This is a genomic window from Aromatoleum diolicum (assembly GCF_012910955.1).
Taxonomy (GTDB): domain Bacteria; phylum Pseudomonadota; class Gammaproteobacteria; order Burkholderiales; family Rhodocyclaceae; genus Aromatoleum; species Aromatoleum diolicum.
Map to the genome: position 1 here is coordinate 1 of NZ_WTVQ01000069.1, position 18,136 is coordinate 18,136.

Annotated in this window: 11 protein-coding genes; 2 read left to right on the top strand and 9 right to left on the bottom strand. The window is 65.1% G+C overall.

From position 1 onward, the window contains the following. Nucleotides 1-236: 236 nt before the first annotated feature. The 6 genes from GPA25_RS22515 to GPA25_RS22540 all read right to left on the bottom strand — a co-directional run bounded on the left by GPA25_RS22515 (nucleotide 237) and on the right by GPA25_RS22540 (nucleotide 8,444). Nucleotides 237-1,604 carry a sigma-54-dependent transcriptional regulator gene (locus GPA25_RS22515; RefSeq protein ID WP_169262645.1) on the bottom strand — a complete coding sequence of 456 codons (1,368 nt, stop codon included), beginning with the start codon at nucleotides 1,602-1,604 and terminating at the stop codon, nucleotides 237-239. Beyond that, nucleotides 1,601-3,742, bottom strand: a complete 2,142-nt coding sequence (locus GPA25_RS22520; RefSeq protein ID WP_169262655.1) for a PAS domain S-box protein — start codon at nucleotides 3,740-3,742, stop codon at nucleotides 1,601-1,603. Before GPA25_RS22520 ends, GPA25_RS22515 begins: the two co-directional genes overlap by 4 nt. A gap of 152 nt (nucleotides 3,743-3,894) precedes the next feature. Further along, nucleotides 3,895-5,388, bottom strand: coding sequence for an AMP-binding protein (locus GPA25_RS22525; protein ID WP_169262646.1), 1,494 nt, complete (start codon nucleotides 5,386-5,388; stop codon nucleotides 3,895-3,897). A gap of 38 nt (nucleotides 5,389-5,426) precedes the next feature. After that, nucleotides 5,427-6,746 carry a TRAP transporter large permease gene (locus GPA25_RS22530; RefSeq protein ID WP_169262647.1) on the bottom strand — a complete coding sequence of 440 codons (1,320 nt, stop codon included), beginning with the start codon at nucleotides 6,744-6,746 and terminating at the stop codon, nucleotides 5,427-5,429. After that, nucleotides 6,743-7,264, bottom strand: a complete 522-nt coding sequence (locus tag GPA25_RS22535; protein WP_169262648.1) for a TRAP transporter small permease — start codon at nucleotides 7,262-7,264, stop codon at nucleotides 6,743-6,745. The genes GPA25_RS22530 and GPA25_RS22535 overlap by 4 nt, the downstream gene beginning before the upstream one ends. 130 nt (nucleotides 7,265-7,394) lie before the next feature. After that, nucleotides 7,395-8,444, bottom strand: a complete 1,050-nt coding sequence (locus tag GPA25_RS22540; protein WP_169262649.1) for a TRAP transporter substrate-binding protein — start codon at nucleotides 8,442-8,444, stop codon at nucleotides 7,395-7,397. Between the two features lie 340 nt (nucleotides 8,445-8,784). Here GPA25_RS22540 and GPA25_RS22545 point away from each other — a divergent pair, with 340 nt between their 5' ends. Next, entirely contained in the window at nucleotides 8,785-11,109 is a 2,325-nt protein-coding gene (locus GPA25_RS22545) for an aldehyde ferredoxin oxidoreductase C-terminal domain-containing protein (RefSeq protein ID WP_169262650.1), read from the top strand. 159 nt (nucleotides 11,110-11,268) lie between these two features. Here the strand turns inward: GPA25_RS22545 and adeC are convergent, their stop codons facing one another. The 3 genes from adeC to GPA25_RS22560 are packed head-to-tail and all read right to left on the bottom strand — an operon-like array spanning nucleotide 11,269 to nucleotide 17,064. Then, nucleotides 11,269-12,675, bottom strand: coding sequence for an AdeC/AdeK/OprM family multidrug efflux complex outer membrane factor (gene adeC / locus GPA25_RS22550; RefSeq protein ID WP_169262651.1), 1,407 nt, complete (start codon nucleotides 12,673-12,675; stop codon nucleotides 11,269-11,271). Continuing rightward, nucleotides 12,675-15,839 carry an efflux RND transporter permease subunit gene (locus GPA25_RS22555; protein WP_169262652.1) on the bottom strand — a complete coding sequence of 1,055 codons (3,165 nt, stop codon included), beginning with the start codon at nucleotides 15,837-15,839 and terminating at the stop codon, nucleotides 12,675-12,677. The genes adeC and GPA25_RS22555 overlap by 1 nt, the downstream gene beginning before the upstream one ends. Nucleotides 15,840-15,849: 10 nt before the next feature. Next, complete coding sequence (locus tag GPA25_RS22560; RefSeq protein WP_169262653.1) at nucleotides 15,850-17,064, bottom strand: efflux RND transporter periplasmic adaptor subunit; 1,215 nt, start codon at nucleotides 17,062-17,064, stop codon at nucleotides 15,850-15,852. Between the two features lie 169 nt (nucleotides 17,065-17,233). On the opposite strand from GPA25_RS22560, the gene GPA25_RS22565 reads away from it, so the two are divergent. Then, complete coding sequence (locus tag GPA25_RS22565) at nucleotides 17,234-17,842, top strand: TetR/AcrR family transcriptional regulator (protein WP_169262654.1); 609 nt, start codon at nucleotides 17,234-17,236, stop codon at nucleotides 17,840-17,842. Nucleotides 17,843-18,136 lie beyond the last annotated feature (294 nt).

The following is an 18,136-nucleotide window of genomic DNA, read 5'->3' on the forward strand; positions in this document are numbered from 1 at the left end:
ACCCGGCGCGGTTGAACTCGCGCGTCTCGATCACCCGGCCCGCGCCGTCCGCCACACAGGCGACGAACACGTTCTTTGCCAGATCCACGCCGACCGTCGTAGTATTCATTTGGACTTCCCCTTTCGCGATCTCAGATTGAACTTCAGCAATTCAATCTTGGCACTTCGATGCCGGGCGGCCAATGCCGCGGGCGGAAGTGGGAAGTCCCTTTGTAGTCCGTCAGCCAGACGCCCGGCTAGTCGGCCGGCGCTACCGTGCGCAGGAAGCGATAGACCGTCGAGCGCGATACGCCCAGCGCTTGTGCCGCCGCGCTGACGTTGCCGCCGAGCTTGTCGAGCACCCACACGACGTAGTCGCGCTCGAAATCGTCCAGCGACACGATGCCGGAAAAGGCCTGCGGGGCAGGCGTGGTTACCGGCGTACCGCCGGGAAGGCGCAGGATCGCGCAGACATCGGCGTCCTCGATCGTCGTGCCGTCGCCGAACGCTACGAGGCGCTCGATGACGTTGCGCAGTTCGCGCACGTTGCCGGGCCAGCCATAGCCCGCCAGCCGCGCAAGGGCGGCGGGCGCGATATGTGGCCGCGCCCCGCTCGCGCGGGCGCTGCGGCGCATCAGGTAGTCGACCAGCAGCGGGATGTCCTCCGGCCGTTCGCGCAGCGGCGGCACATGGATATGTACGACGTTCAGCCGGTACAGCAGGTCGTGGCGGAACTTGCCGTGGGCGACCAGCGCGTCCATGTCACGATGCGTCGCGGCGATGACGCGCGCGTTGGTGCGGCGCAAGGCGGTGGCACCGAGCTGGCGGAATTCGCCGGAGTCGAGCACCCGCAGCAACTTGGCCTGACACGCCGCCGGCAACTCGCCGATCTCGTCGAGGAACAGCGTCCCGGCACTGGCGATCTGGAACAGCCCCTCCTTGTCGGCGCTCGCTCCGGAAAATGCGCCGCGCTTGTGACCGAACAGTTCGCTTTCGACCAGTTCGCCGTCGAGCAGGCCGCAATTGAGCGGCACGTAGGATTCGGCCGCGCGCGCGCTCCAGCGATGCAGGGCGCTCGCGATGACTTCCTTGCCGGCACCGCTTTCGCCGGTGATCAGCACCGGCAGATCCAGCGGCGCCGCCTTGCGCACAAGTTCGAGCGTGCGTCGCCACAATGCGCTCTGCCCGATCACCGCGGTGTCGTCGGCGCCGCGCAGGTGCGCTACTTCCGCACTCAGCGCCGCGCAACGCTGCGCGAGGGCGCGTTTTTCCAGCGCGCGCTCGACGATGATGTCGAGTTCGGTGAGCTTGTACGGCTTGGAGAGGTAGTCGAAGGCGCCCAGCTTCATTGCCGAGATTGCCGTATCGACATTGCCGTGCCCGGTCAGGATCACCACCTCGATCAGCGGATCGAGCGCCTTGAGCCGCTTGAGCACTTCGATGCCGTCAATGCCGGGCATCTTGATGTCGACCAGTGCGAGATCGACGTCGCCGTTCTGCGCGCATTCCAGCGCCGCTTCGCCGTCGGCCGCTTCGCTCAGCCGATAGCCGGCGCGCCCGAGGCGGCTGGTAAGCAACTGCCGGTACAGGACTTCGTCGTCGACGATCAGAATATGCGCTTTCATTGCACGCGCGCCTCCATGCCAAGTTCATGGGCAGGCAGAAAAATGCGGAACCACGCGCCGCCTTCCGGGCGATTGCCGCAGTCGATGCGGCCGTCCAGTTCGGACATGATGCCGTAGCAGATCGACAGGCCGAGGCCGGTTCCGCGCCCCGGCGGCTTGGTGGTGAAGAACGGGTCGAACACGTGGTCGATGACCCCCGCGGGCAGCCCCGGCCCTTCGTCGAGCACTTCGAGATCGACGCCCGCATTCGCGGGTCGTAGCACAATGCCGATCCGCCCGCCGCCGTTCATCGCATCGCGGGCGTTCTTCAGCAGGTTCTGCATCACCTGGTCGAGCAGAGTCGGGTTGGTGGCGATCGGTGGCAGACCGGTCTCGACGCGCAACTCGATGTCCAGCCCGCGAGTCAGGCCGACCTCGTGGTACGACGCAAGACGCTCGCGCACGAACATCGCCGCATCGACCGGTTCGATCGGGGCACTCTGCTTGCGCGAAAACAGCAGCAGGTTATCGGTGATCGCCTTGCAACGCTGGGCCTGTTCCTGGATCGTCGTCAGGCCGCGGCGCAGCACGGCCAGATCGGGATTCTCGGCGGCACCGGGAACGGCCTCCATCAGCGACTGCAATTCTTCGGCAAACCCCGACACCAGCCCGAGCGGGTTGTTGATCTCGTGAGCGATGCCGGAGGCGAACTGCCCCAGCGAACTGAGCCGGTTGGCCTGCGCGAGCTGCCGCTCCATCTCGCGCCGCGCGGTGATGTCGCGCGCGACGCCGATCACGCCTTCGGGCTTGCCGTCGCTCGACAGCACCGCGCTGCTGACCTCCAGCAGACGCTTCGACGCACCGGCCGGCGCCAGCATGATCTCGAATGGCGGGCCCGCTTCACCCTTCAGACGCCGTTGGAAATCGCGCTCGACGCGCAATGCGGACGAATGCAGCATCAGCTCGCCACAGCAGCGTCCGATCGCGCGATCGGCCGGCACGCCCAGCAGCTCGGCCATGCGCGCGTTGACGAAACTGAAGCGCGCATCGAGATCGAGGATGTAGACCGCATCGTTGATGATGTCGTGGATCTGCTGCTCGCGGTTTTCCAGCCGTGCGGCGTACTCGGTCAGTTTCCGTTCGCGTTCCTGCTGCGCCGTGACGTCGATCGCCAGCCCGCTGTAACCGACGATCTTGTCGTCCTTGAACACCGGTTCCACCTGCAGCTGCACCGGAAAATCGCGCCCGTCGGTATCCCGCATGACCACGTCGAGCCGTGTCGCCGTGCGCTCGCGAGCGATGCATTTGAGGAAGTTCGAGGCCTTGGCGCGGTATGCGGGCAGCACCAGATCCTTCAGCCGAAGGCCCGGCAGCTGATCCGGCAAAATACCCAGCCGCGTGCGCCCGGCCTTGTTGAGCTGCACCATGCGGCCGGAAAGGTGCAGCGCAAACACCATTTCCGGCAGATCCTCGATCAGGTTGCGGTAGCGCTGCTCCGACGCTTCGAGTTCCCGTGTGCGTTCATAGACCTTGCCTTCGAGGACGTTGATGCGGTCCTTGATGTTCAGCGGCTGGAAATACTTGCGCAGACCGGCGAACTCCGGCGAACAGTCGGCGGCGTTCATGAGCGTCCACGCGCAATGATCGTCGCCCCGCCCTTCGCATTCGTGCTCGACGCAGATCATGTCGGTGTCGAACACGTAGGACGCGAAGCCCGATGCGTAGCCGGCGAGCGTCCAGCACACCGACTCGTCGGAACGCCCGAACAGCCGCAGATGCTGTTCGGCTTCGTACGAGCGCCGCCAGAAGCCGCTCATGCGGTAGTGGCCGCGCTCACGATCGACTTCGAGTTCGCGCGTCTCGACGTCCGCAATGCCGGAAAACATGTGCACCCGCGGGCCGCCGCGGACGAACTGCTCGACCGTATCCGGGTTCATGTAGGCCGCGAGCAGCCCGGCGTCCTCGTGGCCACAACTGAATCCGTAGCGCGTCAGGATCACCTTTGCGATGTCGGCGCCGAGCGTCTCGACGAGCTCCTTGCGCAGCGCCCCCATTGCATCGGTGTGCAGCAGGATGGCCCGCCGGCCGCAGAACTGGATACCTCCCTGATCCGGGCTGAACTCCACCAGGGAGAAGAAATCCAGCTGATCCGCACGCATTGCCACCACCCTTTCCGCCTGGCGGCAGGAGCGGTATTAGCCGCGCAGCCTTTTGTCACGCGGCATCCGCGGCTGAAGGCGCTCCTGCACTTTCAAATAGATAATTCCTTAAGAATTCTCAACGTACCACACCAGCGGGCCGCGCGAACGAATCAGGCGGCGGCGCCCATCAGGTCCTCATGCAGCGCACGCAGTCGCCCGCGCTGCAGTTTGCCGGTCGCGGTCAGCGGCAGGGCGTCGAGCCAATGTACCCAGCGCGGCCGGCGGTGGCCCGGCAATGCGGCAATGCCTGCCTCCATGCGCCGGCATGCCTCGGCGGACTGGCCCGGCATCGCAACCGCCAGCACGGCCAGGGCCGTCAGCCCGTCGGCGGTGCTGACGCCGACCGAGGCAATCTGGTGCAGGGTCTCGCCGCACGCGGCTGCGAGCGATTGTTCGACCCACAAGGTGCTCACCCACTGGCCGGCGATCTTCAACATGTCGTCATTGCGCCCGGTGTACTCCAGCTGCCCGTCGGCATGACGCAGGAACATGTCGCCCGGCGAGAACCAGCCGTCGCAGAATCCGTCAGCCTGCGCCTCCGGGCGTTTCCAGTATCCCAGCGCCACCGTCGTGTGGCGCACCCACACGCGCTGCGGCACGTCCGGATCGACACCCGGGGCGTAGCGCACATCCGTCAATGGCGTCGGGCGCATCAGGCCCGATTCCTCATCGCTGTAGAGCATCAGGCACAGGGTTTCGGACGTGCCGTAGCCACTGACCAGCGCGTGCCCGGTCGCCTCGCACCAGCCTCGACGCACCGCCGGCGGCAGCGCCTCGCCAGCCGACACGAAATGGCGGATGCCGCGGTCGGCGAGACGTGATGCGATGCCCATCTGCAGCATCTTGTGATACAGCGTCGGCACGCTGAACAGCAGCGTCGGGCGATGCCGGTCGACCATGAATTCGACCCGCTCCGGGGTCGGCCACTCGCGGTCGAGGATCACCGTTGCGCCCGCGCGCAGACCGGCAAACAGGCTGTTGCCCAGCGCATAGGCGAAAAACAGCTTGGAGCTGGCATACAGCCGATCCGCCGCCGTGAGGCCGAGGATCCCGCAGGCGAACGAGTGGGCGTTGACCACCGTGCGTTGAGCGTGCACCACACCTTTCGGCGTGCCGGTGGTGCCCGACGTACCGATCCAGAGTGCAGGGTCCTCGCTGTCGAGCTGGACCGCGTCGACGCCTTTTGCCCCCGCCAGGCATTGCGCCCAGTCGCGCTGCGCGACGCCGCTGGAGACGACCTCGACCGCGCCAGGAAGACTGGCGACCAAGGCGACAAGCTCCTCGGCCTGAGGGGCTTCGCACCAGACGAAACGCGCTTCGCATTCCGTCAGAATCGGCGTCAGCTCCCCCATCGACAGACGCGGATTGACGCCGATCACCACGCCGCCAGCCCAGATCGCGCCGAGATACACCTCGACCCAGTCATCGCTATCCGGGGCATACACGACCACGCGCTCCCCCGTCTTCAGTCCCAGCGCTTGCCAGGCGCCCGCCGCGCGCCGCACGCGTTCGCGCAGGGCCGCATAGCTCACGCGCCGTTCATCGCACTCGATCGCAATCGCGGCATCTGCACCGACGGATAGCAGGATTTCAGCAGCATTCATTCTCACATCTCCATTCCCGCGGGAAATCACCCGCGGATTTATCCGGTAAACCGGACGAGGAACAGCGTTAGCGCCGGAAAGAACACCAGCAACACCACACGCAAGGCATCCGACATCAGAAAGGGCACGATGCCGCGGAAGGTCGCCGACATCGGCACGTTCTTGGCCAGACTGTTGATGATGTAGACGTTCATCCCCACCGGCGGCGTGATCAGGCCGACCTCTACCACCATCAGCGCGAGGATGCCGAACCAGATTGCCTTCTCGGTCTGATCGAGACCCCAGAAATCCAGCCCCATGATGATCGGGAAGAAGATCGGGATGGTCAGCAGGATCATCGACAGGCTGTCCATCACGCATCCGAGGACCACGTAGATCAGGATGATCGAGAACAACACCAGCAGAGGCGGCAGTCCCGAGCCCGTGACCCAGGCGGCGAGTTCCGCCGGCATCTGCGACAAGGCCAGAAACACGTTGAGCACATCCGCGCCGAGGAGGATCAGGAAGATCATCGCAGTCGCTTCGGCGGTTCCGTACAAAGCCTCCATCAGGCCGTCGAAACGCATGCCCTTTGCGACGGCCAGCACGCCGGCGCCAATCGTCCCCACCGACGCTGCCTCGGTCGGCGTAAAGATGCCGCCGTAGATGCCCCCGATCACGATGACGAAGATCGCCAGCACCGGCCACACGTCGATCAGCGCTCGCAGCCGCGTGCCCCAGCACTTGCGTTCCGCCGCCGGCCCGGAGCCCGGATCGAGGCGGCAATACAGCGCGATGACGAGGATGTAACCGAGGGCGGCGATGATCCCGGGTATCAGCGCCGCAGCGAACAGCTTGGAGATGTTCTGCTCGGCGAGGATCGCGTAGATCACCAGCACCACCGACGGCGGAATCAGGATGCCCAGCGTGCCGCCCGCTGCCAGCGTCGCCGTCGCCAGCGCCGGCGAATAGTTCAGGCGGCGCAGTTCCGGCAGGGCCACCTGCCCCATCGTCGCAGCGGTCGCCAGCGATGAGCCGCAGATCGCGCCGAAGCCCGCACAGGCGCCCACCGCCGCCATCGCGACACCACCACGGTAGTGACCGATCATCGATTCGGCCGCCCCGAACAGGGCTTTCGACAGCCCCCCGCGCGACGCGAAGCCGCCCATCAACAGGAACAGCGGCACCACCGACAGGTCGTAGATTGAATAGCGCCCGTAGGCGACGGTCTTCAGGTAACTGAGCAGCGGGTCCCAGCCCGCCATCGTCACGTAGCCGGCCGCCCCGGTCATCAGCATCGCGATCGCGATCGGCACGCGCAGCGCCAGCAGCACCAGCAGCACGCCGAAGAAACTTGCCCCGATGGCGGTGCCGCTCATGTCGGCTCTCCCTGGAATTTCCGCCACGACGTGTACAACGCCGTCGCCGACAACAACATGAAGGACGGCAACATCAGCCCGTATGCGTACCAGATCGGCACGCCGAGCAGCATCGACGTCTCACCGCTCGCTTCGAGCCCGACCGTGCCGATCAGCATGCGCCACGCCACGAGCGCCGCGCACACGCCCAGCAGCAAGGCGCCGACCGCGTCGAGGCGCGCCCGCATGCGCGGCCCCAAGCCTGTGGTGAAGAAATCGACGAAGACGTGGCTGCCGCGCATCTGCCCCCAAGGCAGAAAGGCAGCAACGGCTATGGCGGAGCCGATCTGCACCAGCTCGAAGTCGCCCAGCAGGGCGCTCCCCGTCAATGCACGGCTGGCGATGCTGCCCACCGACATCACACTGACAGCCACCAGCACCAGCCCGCCGACGCCGGCGAAGCCACGAGACAAGAAGAACAGGGCACGCCCGAGCGCGTCCTGCGGCAGACATATCGGCGATGCAAGGGGTTCGGACATTTCAATGTCTCCCGTTGAGATGGCTATCCCGCGGCGGGCAATACAGCGTCGCGACGTCAAGCCAAGCGTGCTTCAATGCGCGGCGCAACCGGCAAGGGTCGCGCCGCGCCCGCTCATGCAAGGGACACGCTTACAGCGGGTCGTACTTGCCGACGAGACTCTGAGCGCTCTTGAGCAGCGCCTTGCCGTCGTAGCCCTTGGCCGACACCTCCGACACCCACGAGTCGTACACCACCTGCCCGGCCCTCTGCCACGCGCCCAACTCTTCGGCGGGGATCCGGTTGAATTGATTGCCACGGTCGGCGGCGAGCTTGCGCGCTTCCGTCGCCGATTCGTCCCACACCTTGCCGACCCACGCCGACGCATCCGCACCGCCGTTGGCGTCGATTACCGCCTTCAGATCGGGCGCCAGCGAGTCGTACTTCGCCTTGTTCATCGCAAAGATGAAGGCCGTGGTGTACAGCGAACGGAACTTCGGATCGCTCTCACTGTGGAACTTCACCATTTCCTGGGCCTTCACCGCGGGAACCACCTCCCAGGGCATCATCGCGCCGTCGATGACGCCCTTCGACAGCGCCTCCGACACCTGCGGCACGGGCATGCCCACCGGCGTCGCACCCAGCGCGGCGATGAACTTGTTGGTCTGGCGCGTCGGCGCACGCAGCTTCAGGCCGCGGAAATTCGATAGCGTCGCGATCGGTTTTTTCACCAGATGCAGCTGTCCGCCATCATGCACATGGAACAGGATCGGCTTCACGTCCTTGAACTCGGACTGGTCGAGCTTGTTCTCGCGCACGTATTCCCATAGCGCGCGGCTCGAGGCTTCGGCCTTGTTGATCATGAAGGGCAGCTCGAACACCTCGACTGCCGGGAAGCGACCTGCGCTGTAACCAGGCAGCGTCCATACGATGTCGGCGACGCCGTCGCGCACCTGGTCGATCAGTTGCGGCGGGGTGCCGCCGAGCTGCATCGCCGGATAGATCTGGCACTTCAGCTGCCCTGCCGATTCCTTGTTGATCTTCTCGCACCACGGGGTGATGAACTTCGCGTGCGCCGTCGATCCCGGCGGCAGGAAGTGCGCCACCTTTAGCGTCACCACCTCGGCCGATGCCGCACCGACCGCCAGCGCCAGCGCGGCCCCCACAACAGCCCTGATTGCAAGCTTGATACGTTTTTCCATCGTCTCCTCCTGCGCACCGGTATCGGTGTCTGTGGCGCACGATAGGCCTGAGGTATCCGGACCACAATATTCCACCTAGTCTATTTGTAGTTCAATTGATGAAGATCAACGTATCTTGCAGTGCACTACACCAAGAGGAATCGCTCTCATTTAGCCTGGTATTGGTCCGCATCCCGCACCAGTATTGCGTTTCGCGCTCCGGCAGCGACGCAGGAAAACCGTCCGGCCTCTCCTCCGAGCCCGCCATTTCACAGCCAATGAACATGTCGATTTTTTTGTTTGACTTCAAACTGTTTTATTGCAACACTAAGCGCAGAATACCGAACTACAGGAGACGGCAATGGGGATCAGGGACAAGGTTGAACAGCTGTGCGAGCGCCTGCACGACGCGCCGCAGTACGCGACGCAGGGCGCTGTGCTGTTCGTCGATCTGGAGAAGCGTGAAACGCGCAGGAAGTACCTGCCGCTGGAAGTGCTGCGCACCTATCTTGGCGGCCGCGGCGCCAATATGTACCTGCTGTACAACCTGCTGCAGGAAGAGCGCGACGCCCTTGACCCGGAAGTCCCGCTGATCTTCGGCGCCGGCACGCTCACCGGCGACATGCCGGCCGCCACGCGCGGCAACTTCACCAGCCGCTCTCCGGACAGCAACGCCATCCTCGACTCCAATGGCGGCGATTACTTCCCGTCCTTCGTCAAGCGCCACGGCTACGACCACATCGTGCTGTTCGGCCTGGCGCCGCAATGGACGCTGCTGCGCATCGCGCATGACGAGGTCCAGTTCCTCGACGCGACGCCCTATGTCGGCCTCGACAACCTCGACATGCCGGCGGCGATCGAACGCGACTTCGCCTGCACCGAGCGCAAGGACATGGCGCTTGCGCGCATCACCACCGCCGGCGAAAACCTCGCACTGTGCAGCGGCATCATGGGCGGCATCAAGGCGATCTGGGCGCGCGGCGGCGGCGGCGCGAAGATGGGTGCGCTGCGACTGAAAGGCATCATGGTGCACGGCAAGCCCGGCGAAGCGCCGAAAGCCGCCGAACTGAAAGCGCACAACAAGGTGATCGGCAAGAAGATCACCTCCACGTCCGTCATCAAGAACGCGCTCAAGCAGGTTGGCACGCCCTTCCTGTACAAGCCCTCGCGCGTGCTCGGCGCGCTCGGCACGATGAACAACCAGAAGACCGCCTGGTACCCGACGCTCGACGCCGACAACTTCGACCCCTACCGCCCCGGCATGGACGGCTGCTTCAAGTGCCCGGTGCATTGCCGCAACCAGAACGACATGACCCCCGAAGGCAAGGGCGGCTGGGGCTCGGCCGCGCTCAAGGGGCTCAAGGGCAACGCCAGTTATGACAAGGCGCAGGCCGATGTCGAACACGGCAAGCAGCGCACCTACAACGGCATCCACAACGACGGCAAATTCGACCAGTACGACAAGGGCGACGGGCCGGAATACGTTACCGTCGGCAAGTTCGGTCCGATGATCGGTCTGAAGGAACCCGAGCACATTCTGCGTCTGAACAACATCCTCAACGACCTCGGGCTGGACTCGGCTTCCACCGGCAGTGCGATCTCGTGGGCGATGGAACTGTGGCAGCGCGGCATCATCGACGCCAGCCACACCGGCGGACTGGATCTGTCCTGGGGCAACTACGAAACGGTCGAGAAGCTGCTCTTCATGACCGCGAAGCGCGAAGGTTTCGGCGACACCATTGCCGACTCGGCGCGCGCCGTCGAACGCGGCAAGTACCCGGCCGAAGCGCTCGACTACCGCATGGCGGTCAAGGGCCTGTTCCAGTCCGACCCGCACGATGCGCGCATCCTCAAGGCCTTCGCGCTGGGCCTGTCGGTCGCCACCCGTGGCATGGACCATCTGCGCAACCGCGTCACACTCGAGATCAACGCGCGCATCAACGACGACGCACCGTTCAAGACCGAACTCTACGGCGGCACCGTCGCGGCCGAGCCGAACCGCTACGAAGGCAAGGAGTTCGCCGTGCGCCGCTGCGAGAACACCTTCGCCGTCGGCGACTCGGTCGGCATGTGCCGCTTCAACACCAAACTGTTCAATTCGCCGACGACGCCTGATTGCGGCGACTTCGCGACCCAGCTCTCCTCCGCCACGGAACTCGAGTTCAATGGTGAGCAGCTCAACGAGATCGGCCGCAACATCACCGGCCTCGAACGCCTGCTCAACTTCCGCCTCGGCCTGCGCGCCAAGGACGACACCCTGCCGCGGCGCTGGTTCGAGGAGGAAATCGAAGTCGGCCCGTTCAAGGGCGAGAAGGTCGATCGCAAGGAATTCGAAGCGATGAAGGCGCGCTTCTACGAAGTCACCGGGCTCAATGCCGAAGGGGTGCCGAAAGCCGAGTGGCACGAGCAACTCGCCCACACCACCACCGGTTTCGCCGTGCGCGTCGAACTGCCGCATGTGCTGCCCGGCGCACCGGAAAAGACTGTCGTGATCGACGAACGGGTCGCCAATGTCATCGACCTGCGTGACGCCCTGCGCCGCCGCTTCCCGGAAGCCCGCGAAGCGCTCAACGACCATTCGTGGAACGTGGCGGTCAACGGCCACATGGTCCTGTCCGGCGAACGCACCACGTCGCTGCGTGACGGCGACCGCGTCGCCTTCGTCCCGATCATCGCGGGAGGCTGAACGAGTCGCCACGCCGTCACCCCTTGGCGGGGTGACGGCGCAGGGCGGATGAGCCGCGAAGCGGCGTTATCCGCCGTTCGGCGCGGTCCCGATGCGCGGCGGAAAGACGCTTCGCTTTTGGCTGCGCCGAAACTTCGTTTACCGCCCGGCGGGTGACACCTACTGCCAGCCGCCCCCAAGCGCCTTGTACAACGCAACGCGGTTGGCCGCATCGGACAGGCGCACACCGATCAACTCCAGCTCGGCACCGTACAGCGCGCGCTGCGCATCGAGCAGACCCAGATAGCTATCCACCCCCGCCTTGTAGCGCGCGTCAGAAAGCCGGAAGCTGCCCTCGCTCGCCTCGACGAGCTTGCGTCGCGCGTCGAGCTGCTCCGCCAGCGTCGCGCGTTCGGCCAGCGCGTCGGCGACTTCGCGGAACGCCCCCTGGATCGCCTTTTCGTATTGCGCGACGGTGATTTCGCGCTGCACCTTCGCAGCGTCCAGACTGGCAGTCAGCCGCCCGGCCTCGAAGATCGGTAGCGAAATCTGCGGAATGAAACTCCACGTACCCGAGCCGGCCCCGAACAGACCATCCAGCGAGCCGCTCGCCGTGCCCGCAGCCGCCGTTAGCGTGATACGCGGAAAGAAGGCCGCGCGCGCCGCGCCGATGTTCGCATTGGCAGCGCGCAACTGGCGCTCCGCCTGCAGGATGTCCGGGCGCCGTGTCAGAACCTCCGACGGCACCCCGGCCGGCAAATCGGCCACCGAGCTGACCGAGTCGCCAAGCGTATCCGGCATCAATCCGGCCGGCACCGGTGCGCCGACGATCAGCGCGAGGGCGTTCTGGTCCTGCGCCACAAGCGCGCTGTAGCGGGCCGCATCGGCACGCGCTGTCTCCTGCAGCGTTTGCGCCTGGCGCAGTTCGAGCGCCGACGCCGCGCCGGCCTCGACGCTGCGGCGCGTCAGTTCGTACGACTTTTGCCGCGTATCGTAGGTGTTGCGCGCCAGCGCCATGCGCTCGCGGTCGGCCGCAAGCCGCAGCCACGCGTTCGCCACTTCGGCCACGAGGCTGATCTGGGCGCTGCGCCGCGCTTCTTCGGTGCCAAGATACTGCTCCAGCGCCTGCGCGTTGAGACTGCGGATGCGGCCGAAGAAATCGAGTTCATAGGCGGAAAAACCCACCGTCGCGCTGTATTGCCGCGTCGTTGTCGCCTCGCCATCGCGGCCAAGATCCGCCGGCAGGCGCTGCGCCGTCTGGCCGCCGGTCGCGGCGATCGACGGGAACAGGTCGGCGCGCTGGATACCGTATTGCGCACGCGCACGCTCGATGTTGAGCGCGGCGATGCGCAGGTCACGGTTGTTGACGAGCGCCAGATCGATCAGCTCGCGCAGTCGGGCATCGGCAAAATAGTCGCGCCACGCGATCGCATCGGCCCGAGGGCCCGTCGCATCCGAGCCCGACGCGGCTTGCGGAAAGACCGCCGGCACCGGCGCCGCCGGCCGCAGGTAGTCCGGAATCAGCGTCGTGCAGGCGCCCGCCAGTGTCGCGGCCAGCGCGATGGTCAAGGTGCGGAGCGGGTTCATCAGTTGCTCTCCTGTGCGGCGGGCGCGGCAATCGCAACGCCATCCTGCGCCGGCTTGTCCTTGAAGACGCGCTTGATCGCGACATAGAACAGCGGCACGAAAAAGATGCCCAGCGCCGTCGCCGCAATCGTGCCCCCGAGCACACCCGTGCCGATCGCATTCTGGCTACCGGAACCGGCACCCGTCGCAATCGCCAGCGGCAGCACACCCAGACCGAATGCCAATGAGGTCATCAGGATCGGACGCAGACGCATGCGCACCGCTTCAAGCGTCGCAGTGATCACGTCCTTGCCCTCCTCCATCTGCGCCTTCGCAAACTCTACAATCAGGATCGCGTTCTTCGACGACAGGCCGATCGTTGCGAGCAGACCGACCTGGAAATACACGTCGTTCGACAGCCCGCGACCGGTCGCGGCCAGCAAAGCGCCGAGCACACCAAGCGGCACGACCAGCATCACCGCGAACGGCACCGACCAGCTTTCATACAGTGCAGCCAGGCACAGGAACACCACCAACAACGACAGCGCATACAGCGCCGGCGCCTGGGCACCGCTGCGGCGCTCCTCGTACGAGGTGCCGGTCCATTCGAAACCGATCCCCGCCGGCAGCTTGGCAATGATCTCCTCGACTGCCGTCATCGCGTCGCCCGATGACAGGCCCGGCGCCGCCTGGCCCAGCAGTTCGACCGAAGGCTGACCGTTGTAACGCTCCAGCCGCGGCGACCCATACGTCCAGTTGGCGCGCGTGAAAGCGGATAACGGCACCATCTGGCCCTGACCGTTGCGCACGTACCACTTGTCGAGATCCTCGGGCGTCATGCGCGCGTGCGCATCGGCCTGCAGATACACCTTCTTGATGCGGCCGCGATCGAGGAAGTCGTTCACATAGGTCCCGCCCCAGGCGGTCGACAGCGTATCGTTGATATCGCTCACCGACACCCCGAGTGCGGCCGCCTTCGCATGGTCGATGTCGAGTTCGTACTCGGGCATGTCCTCCTGGCCGTTCGGCCGCACGCCGACGAGCCGCTTGTCCTGCGCCGCCAACCCGAGGAACTGGTTGCGGGCGGCGACGAGCGCGTCGTGACCGAGCCCGGCACGATCCTGCAATTGCACGTTGAAACCGTTCGAAGTGCCCAGTTCGACCACCGCTGGCGGCACGAAGGCGAACACCATCGCCTCGCGGATCTGCGAGAACGCGCCCATTGCACGTCCGGCGACGTCCTTGACGTTCATGCCGGGGCCCTGGCGTTCGTCCCACGGCTTCAGATTCACGAAGCCGATGCCCATGTTCTGGCCGCTGCCGCCGAAACTGAAGCCGGCGACCGTGAAGAGCGACTTCACGGTGTCCTTTTCGGTCTCGAGGAAGTGCCGTTCGACCTTCTTCAGCACTTCGAGCGTGCGCTCCTGCGTCGCCCCCGCCGGCAGCATCACCTGGTTGAACATGAAGCCCTGATCCTCTTCCGGCAGGAAGGAAGTGGGCATGCGCAGGAACAGCAGGCCCAGCACCGCGACGATAGCCACGTAGATCGCCAGGAAACGCACGCTGCGCGCGAGGATGCTGCCGACGGCGGATTCGTAGCGCCGCGTGTTGCGAGCGAACATACCGTTGAACCAGTGGAAGAAGCCGCCGAACCAGCCCCCCTCCCCGTGCGCATGCCCCTGCTGCACCGGCTTGAGCATCGTCGCGCACAGCGCCGGCGTAAACACGATCGCGACCAGCACCGACAGCGCCATCGCGGAGACGATGGTGATCGAGAACTGGCGGTAAATCACCCCCGTCGAGCCGCCGAAAAACGCCATCGGCACGAACACCGCCGACAGCACCAGGCCGATGCCGACCAGCGCACCGGTGATCTGCACCATCGATTTCTTCGTCGCCTCCTTCGGCGACAAACCCTCCTCGGTCATCACGCGCTCGACGTTCTCGACAACGACGATCGCGTCATCCACCAGCAGACCGATCGCCAGCACGATACCGAACATCGTCAGCGTGTTGATCGAAAAGCCGAAAGCCGCCATCACGCCGAAGGTACCGAGCAGCACCACCGGCACCGCAATCGTCGGGATCAGCGTCGCCCGCAGGTTCTGCAGGAACAGATACATCACCAGAAACACCAGTGCGATCGCCTCCAGCAGCGTCTTCACCACCTCCTGGATCGAGATCTTCACGAAAGGCGTCGTGTCGTACGGAATTACCGCCGTCACGCCCTCGGGGAAAAATCGCTGCATTTCCTCGAGCTTCGCACGCACCGCAGTGGCAGTTGCCAGCGCGTTCGACCCGGCCGCCAACTTGACCCCGATGCCGGCAGCCGGCTGCCCGTTGTAGCGCGCGAGGGTGCCGTAGTTCTCGGCGCCGATTTCTATGCGCGCCACATCGCCGAGGCGCACTTCGCCGCCCTGTACGGAAGTCCGCAGCAGGATCGCATTGAACTCCTCGACGCTCTGCAGGCGACTCTGCGCCGTGATCGTCGCAGTGAATCCCTGCCCCGGCAGCGACGGCGTGCCGCCGAGCTGGCCTGCCGAGATCTCGGTATTCTGCGCCTGGATGGCGACGCGCACATCCGCCGGCGTGAGCCGGAAATTCGTCAGCTTGGCCGGATCCAGCCACACCCGCATCGCGTACTGCGCGCCGAACACCTGCACCTCGCCCACGCCGGATACGCGCGACAGCGGATCCTGCACGCTGGAAACGATGAAGTCCGACAGGTCGACCCCGCTCTTGCTGCCGTCTTGCGACACGAAGCCGACCACCATCAGGAAGTTGCGCGCCGACTTCGCGACCTGCACCCCCTGCTGCTGCACCGCCTGCGGAAGCAGTGGCAGCGCGAGCTGCAGCTTGTTCTGCACCTGCACCTGGGCGATGTCCGGATTCGTGCCGGCATCGAAGGTCAGCGTGAGCGACGTATTGCCGAAGGAATCGCTGGCCGAACTCATGTAGAGCAGCCCGTCGAGACCGGTCATCTTCTGTTCGATGACCTGGGTCACGGAGTCCTCGACCGCCTTCGCCGACGCGCCGGGATAGCGGGCATTGATGACCACCGCGGGGGGCGCGATCGTCGGGTACTGCGACACCGGCAGTTGGAGGATCGACAGCGCGCCGGCGAGCATGATGACGATCGCGATGACCCAGGCGAAGATGGGGCGATCAATGAAGAAGCGGGCCATGGTCGAGTCCTCAGTTCTTGGCCGGCGCGGCGGCGGGGCTGGCGGCGTTCGCAGCGTTCGCACTCGGCGCACCTGCCTCCTGCGCCTCCACCTGCGCCCCCGGACGCACCCGTTGCAGCCCCTCGATGATCACGCGATCACCGCTGGCAAGCCCATCCGTGACCACCCACTTGTCACCGAGAGACTGCTCGGCCTTGACAACGCGCGCCTCGACCTTGCTCTCGCCATTGACCACCATCACCTGCGCATTGCCGCGCGGATCGTGGCTTACCGCCACATGCGGCACCAGCACCGCGTCGCCCTTGACGCCCTGCGTCAGCCGCGCACGCACATACATGCCGGGCAGCAATTCCCCTTTGGGATTCGGCACCACGGCACGCAGCGTCACGCTGCCGGTCCCCTGATCGACGGTGACGTCCGAGAACGCCAGCTTGCCTTCCGCGCCGTACACCGACCCGTCTTCGAGCACCAGCTTTACCGGCACCGAATCACCGCCAGCCCGCTGCAATTTGCCGTTGGCGAGGTCGCGCTTCAGGCGCAATAGATCGGCACTGGACTGCGTGACGTCGACGTAGATCGGGTCGAGCGTCTGCACGGTGGCAAGTGCTTCCGCCTGGTTCGCCGTGACCAGGGCGCCCGGCGTCACGGCCGAGCGGCCGATGCGTCCGGCGATCGGGGAACTGAGCCGCGTGAAATCGAGATCGATGCGCGCCCTGTCGACCGCGGCCTTCGCACTTGCGACATCGGCCTGTGCCTGCTTCAACGCTGCCGACGCTTCATCGTCCGCCTGCTTGCTCACCGCTTCGATCTTGACCAGATCGGCGTAGCGTTGCGCCTTCAACCCGGCAGCATGGAGATTGGCCTCGGCACGCGCCAACGCGGCCTTCGCGCTGTCGTACGTTGCCTGATAGGTCGCCGGGTCGATCTGGTACAGCACCTGCCCCGCCTTGACCTCGCTGCCCTCATTGAACTGGCGCTGCTTAACTATGCCGGTGACCTGCGGCCGCACTTCGGCGATCAGGTAAGGCGCCGTGCGCCCGGGCAATTCAACCATCAGGGGCACGGCCTCGGTATGCACGGCAACTACGGTCACGGCAGGGGCAGCCGGTGCTGCAGCGCCTGGCGCGCCACCCTGCTGCTTGTCGCCACTGCAACCGGCGACCAGAAAAGTGCTTGCGAGTACCGGAACCAGGGCCTTGAAAAGCAGGTTGGGGTTGATCTGCATGAAGTCGCCTCGGGATTGGGGTCGGCGGAGCACCGCGCGCTCATGGAGCACGATCCTGCACCGAAAATTAGAATGTATATTCTAGATTGAGCGCTCATTCTATGTTAAGATTCGCTGCACTGCAATACCAACAGAAACCGTTCTCATTACCTTCGGAGATATATAGCCGATGTCTGCAGACCCCGTCGAACACACCCGAGCAGAAGCGCGTCGCGCGCAGATCCTGTGTGCCGCGGCCGAGTGCTTCCGCAGCAGCGGCTTTCACGGCGCCAGCATCGCGCAGATTTCAAAAGCTGCGGGGATGAGTGCCGGCCACATCTACCACTACTTCGAGAACAAGGAAGCGATCATCGCCGCGATCGTCGCACGGGATCTTGAAAATCTGTTGACGCTTACCGCCGAAATTCGATCCGCGCGCAACGTGCAGGAAGCAATGCTGGAACGCGTGGCCGAAGGCGTCGACGACAACCTCAACCCGTGGATGGCGGGCTTGAAACTCGAGATCGTCGCGGAAGCTTCGCGCAACCCCCGCGTTGCGGAGATCGTGCGTTCCGCCGATCGCGCCTGCCGCGACAGCCTTACCCTGACGCTGCGCGACATGCGCCGCGCTGCCGGCCATGAGGACGACGACGCGACGATTGCTGCCATGGTCGAAGTGCTCGCCGCGATGTTTGAAGGACTGCTGAGCCGCAGTATCCGAAACCCCGACCTCGACCGTACGGCAGTGATGCGCCGGTTCCAAGGGGCCGTTCGCGATCTGCTGAACCAGACGCCGTAAGGTCGAATTACTCCGGCATGCTGCCCGGCCGGATTACCGGCCACTACCGCCTGGAACAATGCCGGATCGGCCTGCGGCCACTGGCCGAAGACACAGGCACGTCCGAACAACAATGCCTGGCAAGCGTCCCGACGCGGCGGGTGGTCACGACGCGTGAAACCTTATATGTCCCACACAGTCTCCAAGCAGTAGATCCGTGCGCAAGGATAGGCATCCTGGCTTCACGCGGTTCCCGACTCTGTAAGAATCCGCCCTGGCGCGCGACTAACTAACAAGACAGGCGCCCCACAATCC

What these genes read in the sequence shown, in the direction of transcription:
- GPA25_RS22515 (WP_169262645.1), bottom strand. Translation starts at nt 1,604, where the DNA reads ATGAAAGCGCATATTCTGATCGTCGACGACGAAGTCCTGTACCGGCAG.
- GPA25_RS22520 (WP_169262655.1), bottom strand. Translation starts at nt 3,742, where the DNA reads ATGCGTGCGGATCAGCTGGATTTCTTCTCCCTGGTGGAGTTCAGCCCG.
- GPA25_RS22525 (WP_169262646.1), bottom strand. Translation starts at nt 5,388, where the DNA reads ATGAATGCTGCTGAAATCCTGCTATCCGTCGGTGCAGATGCCGCGATT.
- GPA25_RS22530 (WP_169262647.1), bottom strand. Translation starts at nt 6,746, where the DNA reads ATGAGCGGCACCGCCATCGGGGCAAGTTTCTTCGGCGTGCTGCTGGTG.
- GPA25_RS22535 (WP_169262648.1), bottom strand. Translation starts at nt 7,264, where the DNA reads ATGTCCGAACCCCTTGCATCGCCGATATGTCTGCCGCAGGACGCGCTC.
- GPA25_RS22540 (WP_169262649.1), bottom strand. Translation starts at nt 8,444, where the DNA reads ATGGAAAAACGTATCAAGCTTGCAATCAGGGCTGTTGTGGGGGCCGCG.
- GPA25_RS22545 (WP_169262650.1), top strand. Translation starts at nt 8,785, where the DNA reads ATGGGGATCAGGGACAAGGTTGAACAGCTGTGCGAGCGCCTGCACGAC.
- adeC (WP_169262651.1), bottom strand. Translation starts at nt 12,675, where the DNA reads ATGAACCCGCTCCGCACCTTGACCATCGCGCTGGCCGCGACACTGGCG.
- GPA25_RS22555 (WP_169262652.1), bottom strand. Translation starts at nt 15,839, where the DNA reads ATGGCCCGCTTCTTCATTGATCGCCCCATCTTCGCCTGGGTCATCGCG.
- GPA25_RS22560 (WP_169262653.1), bottom strand. Translation starts at nt 17,064, where the DNA reads ATGCAGATCAACCCCAACCTGCTTTTCAAGGCCCTGGTTCCGGTACTC.
- GPA25_RS22565 (WP_169262654.1), top strand. Translation starts at nt 17,234, where the DNA reads ATGTCTGCAGACCCCGTCGAACACACCCGAGCAGAAGCGCGTCGCGCG.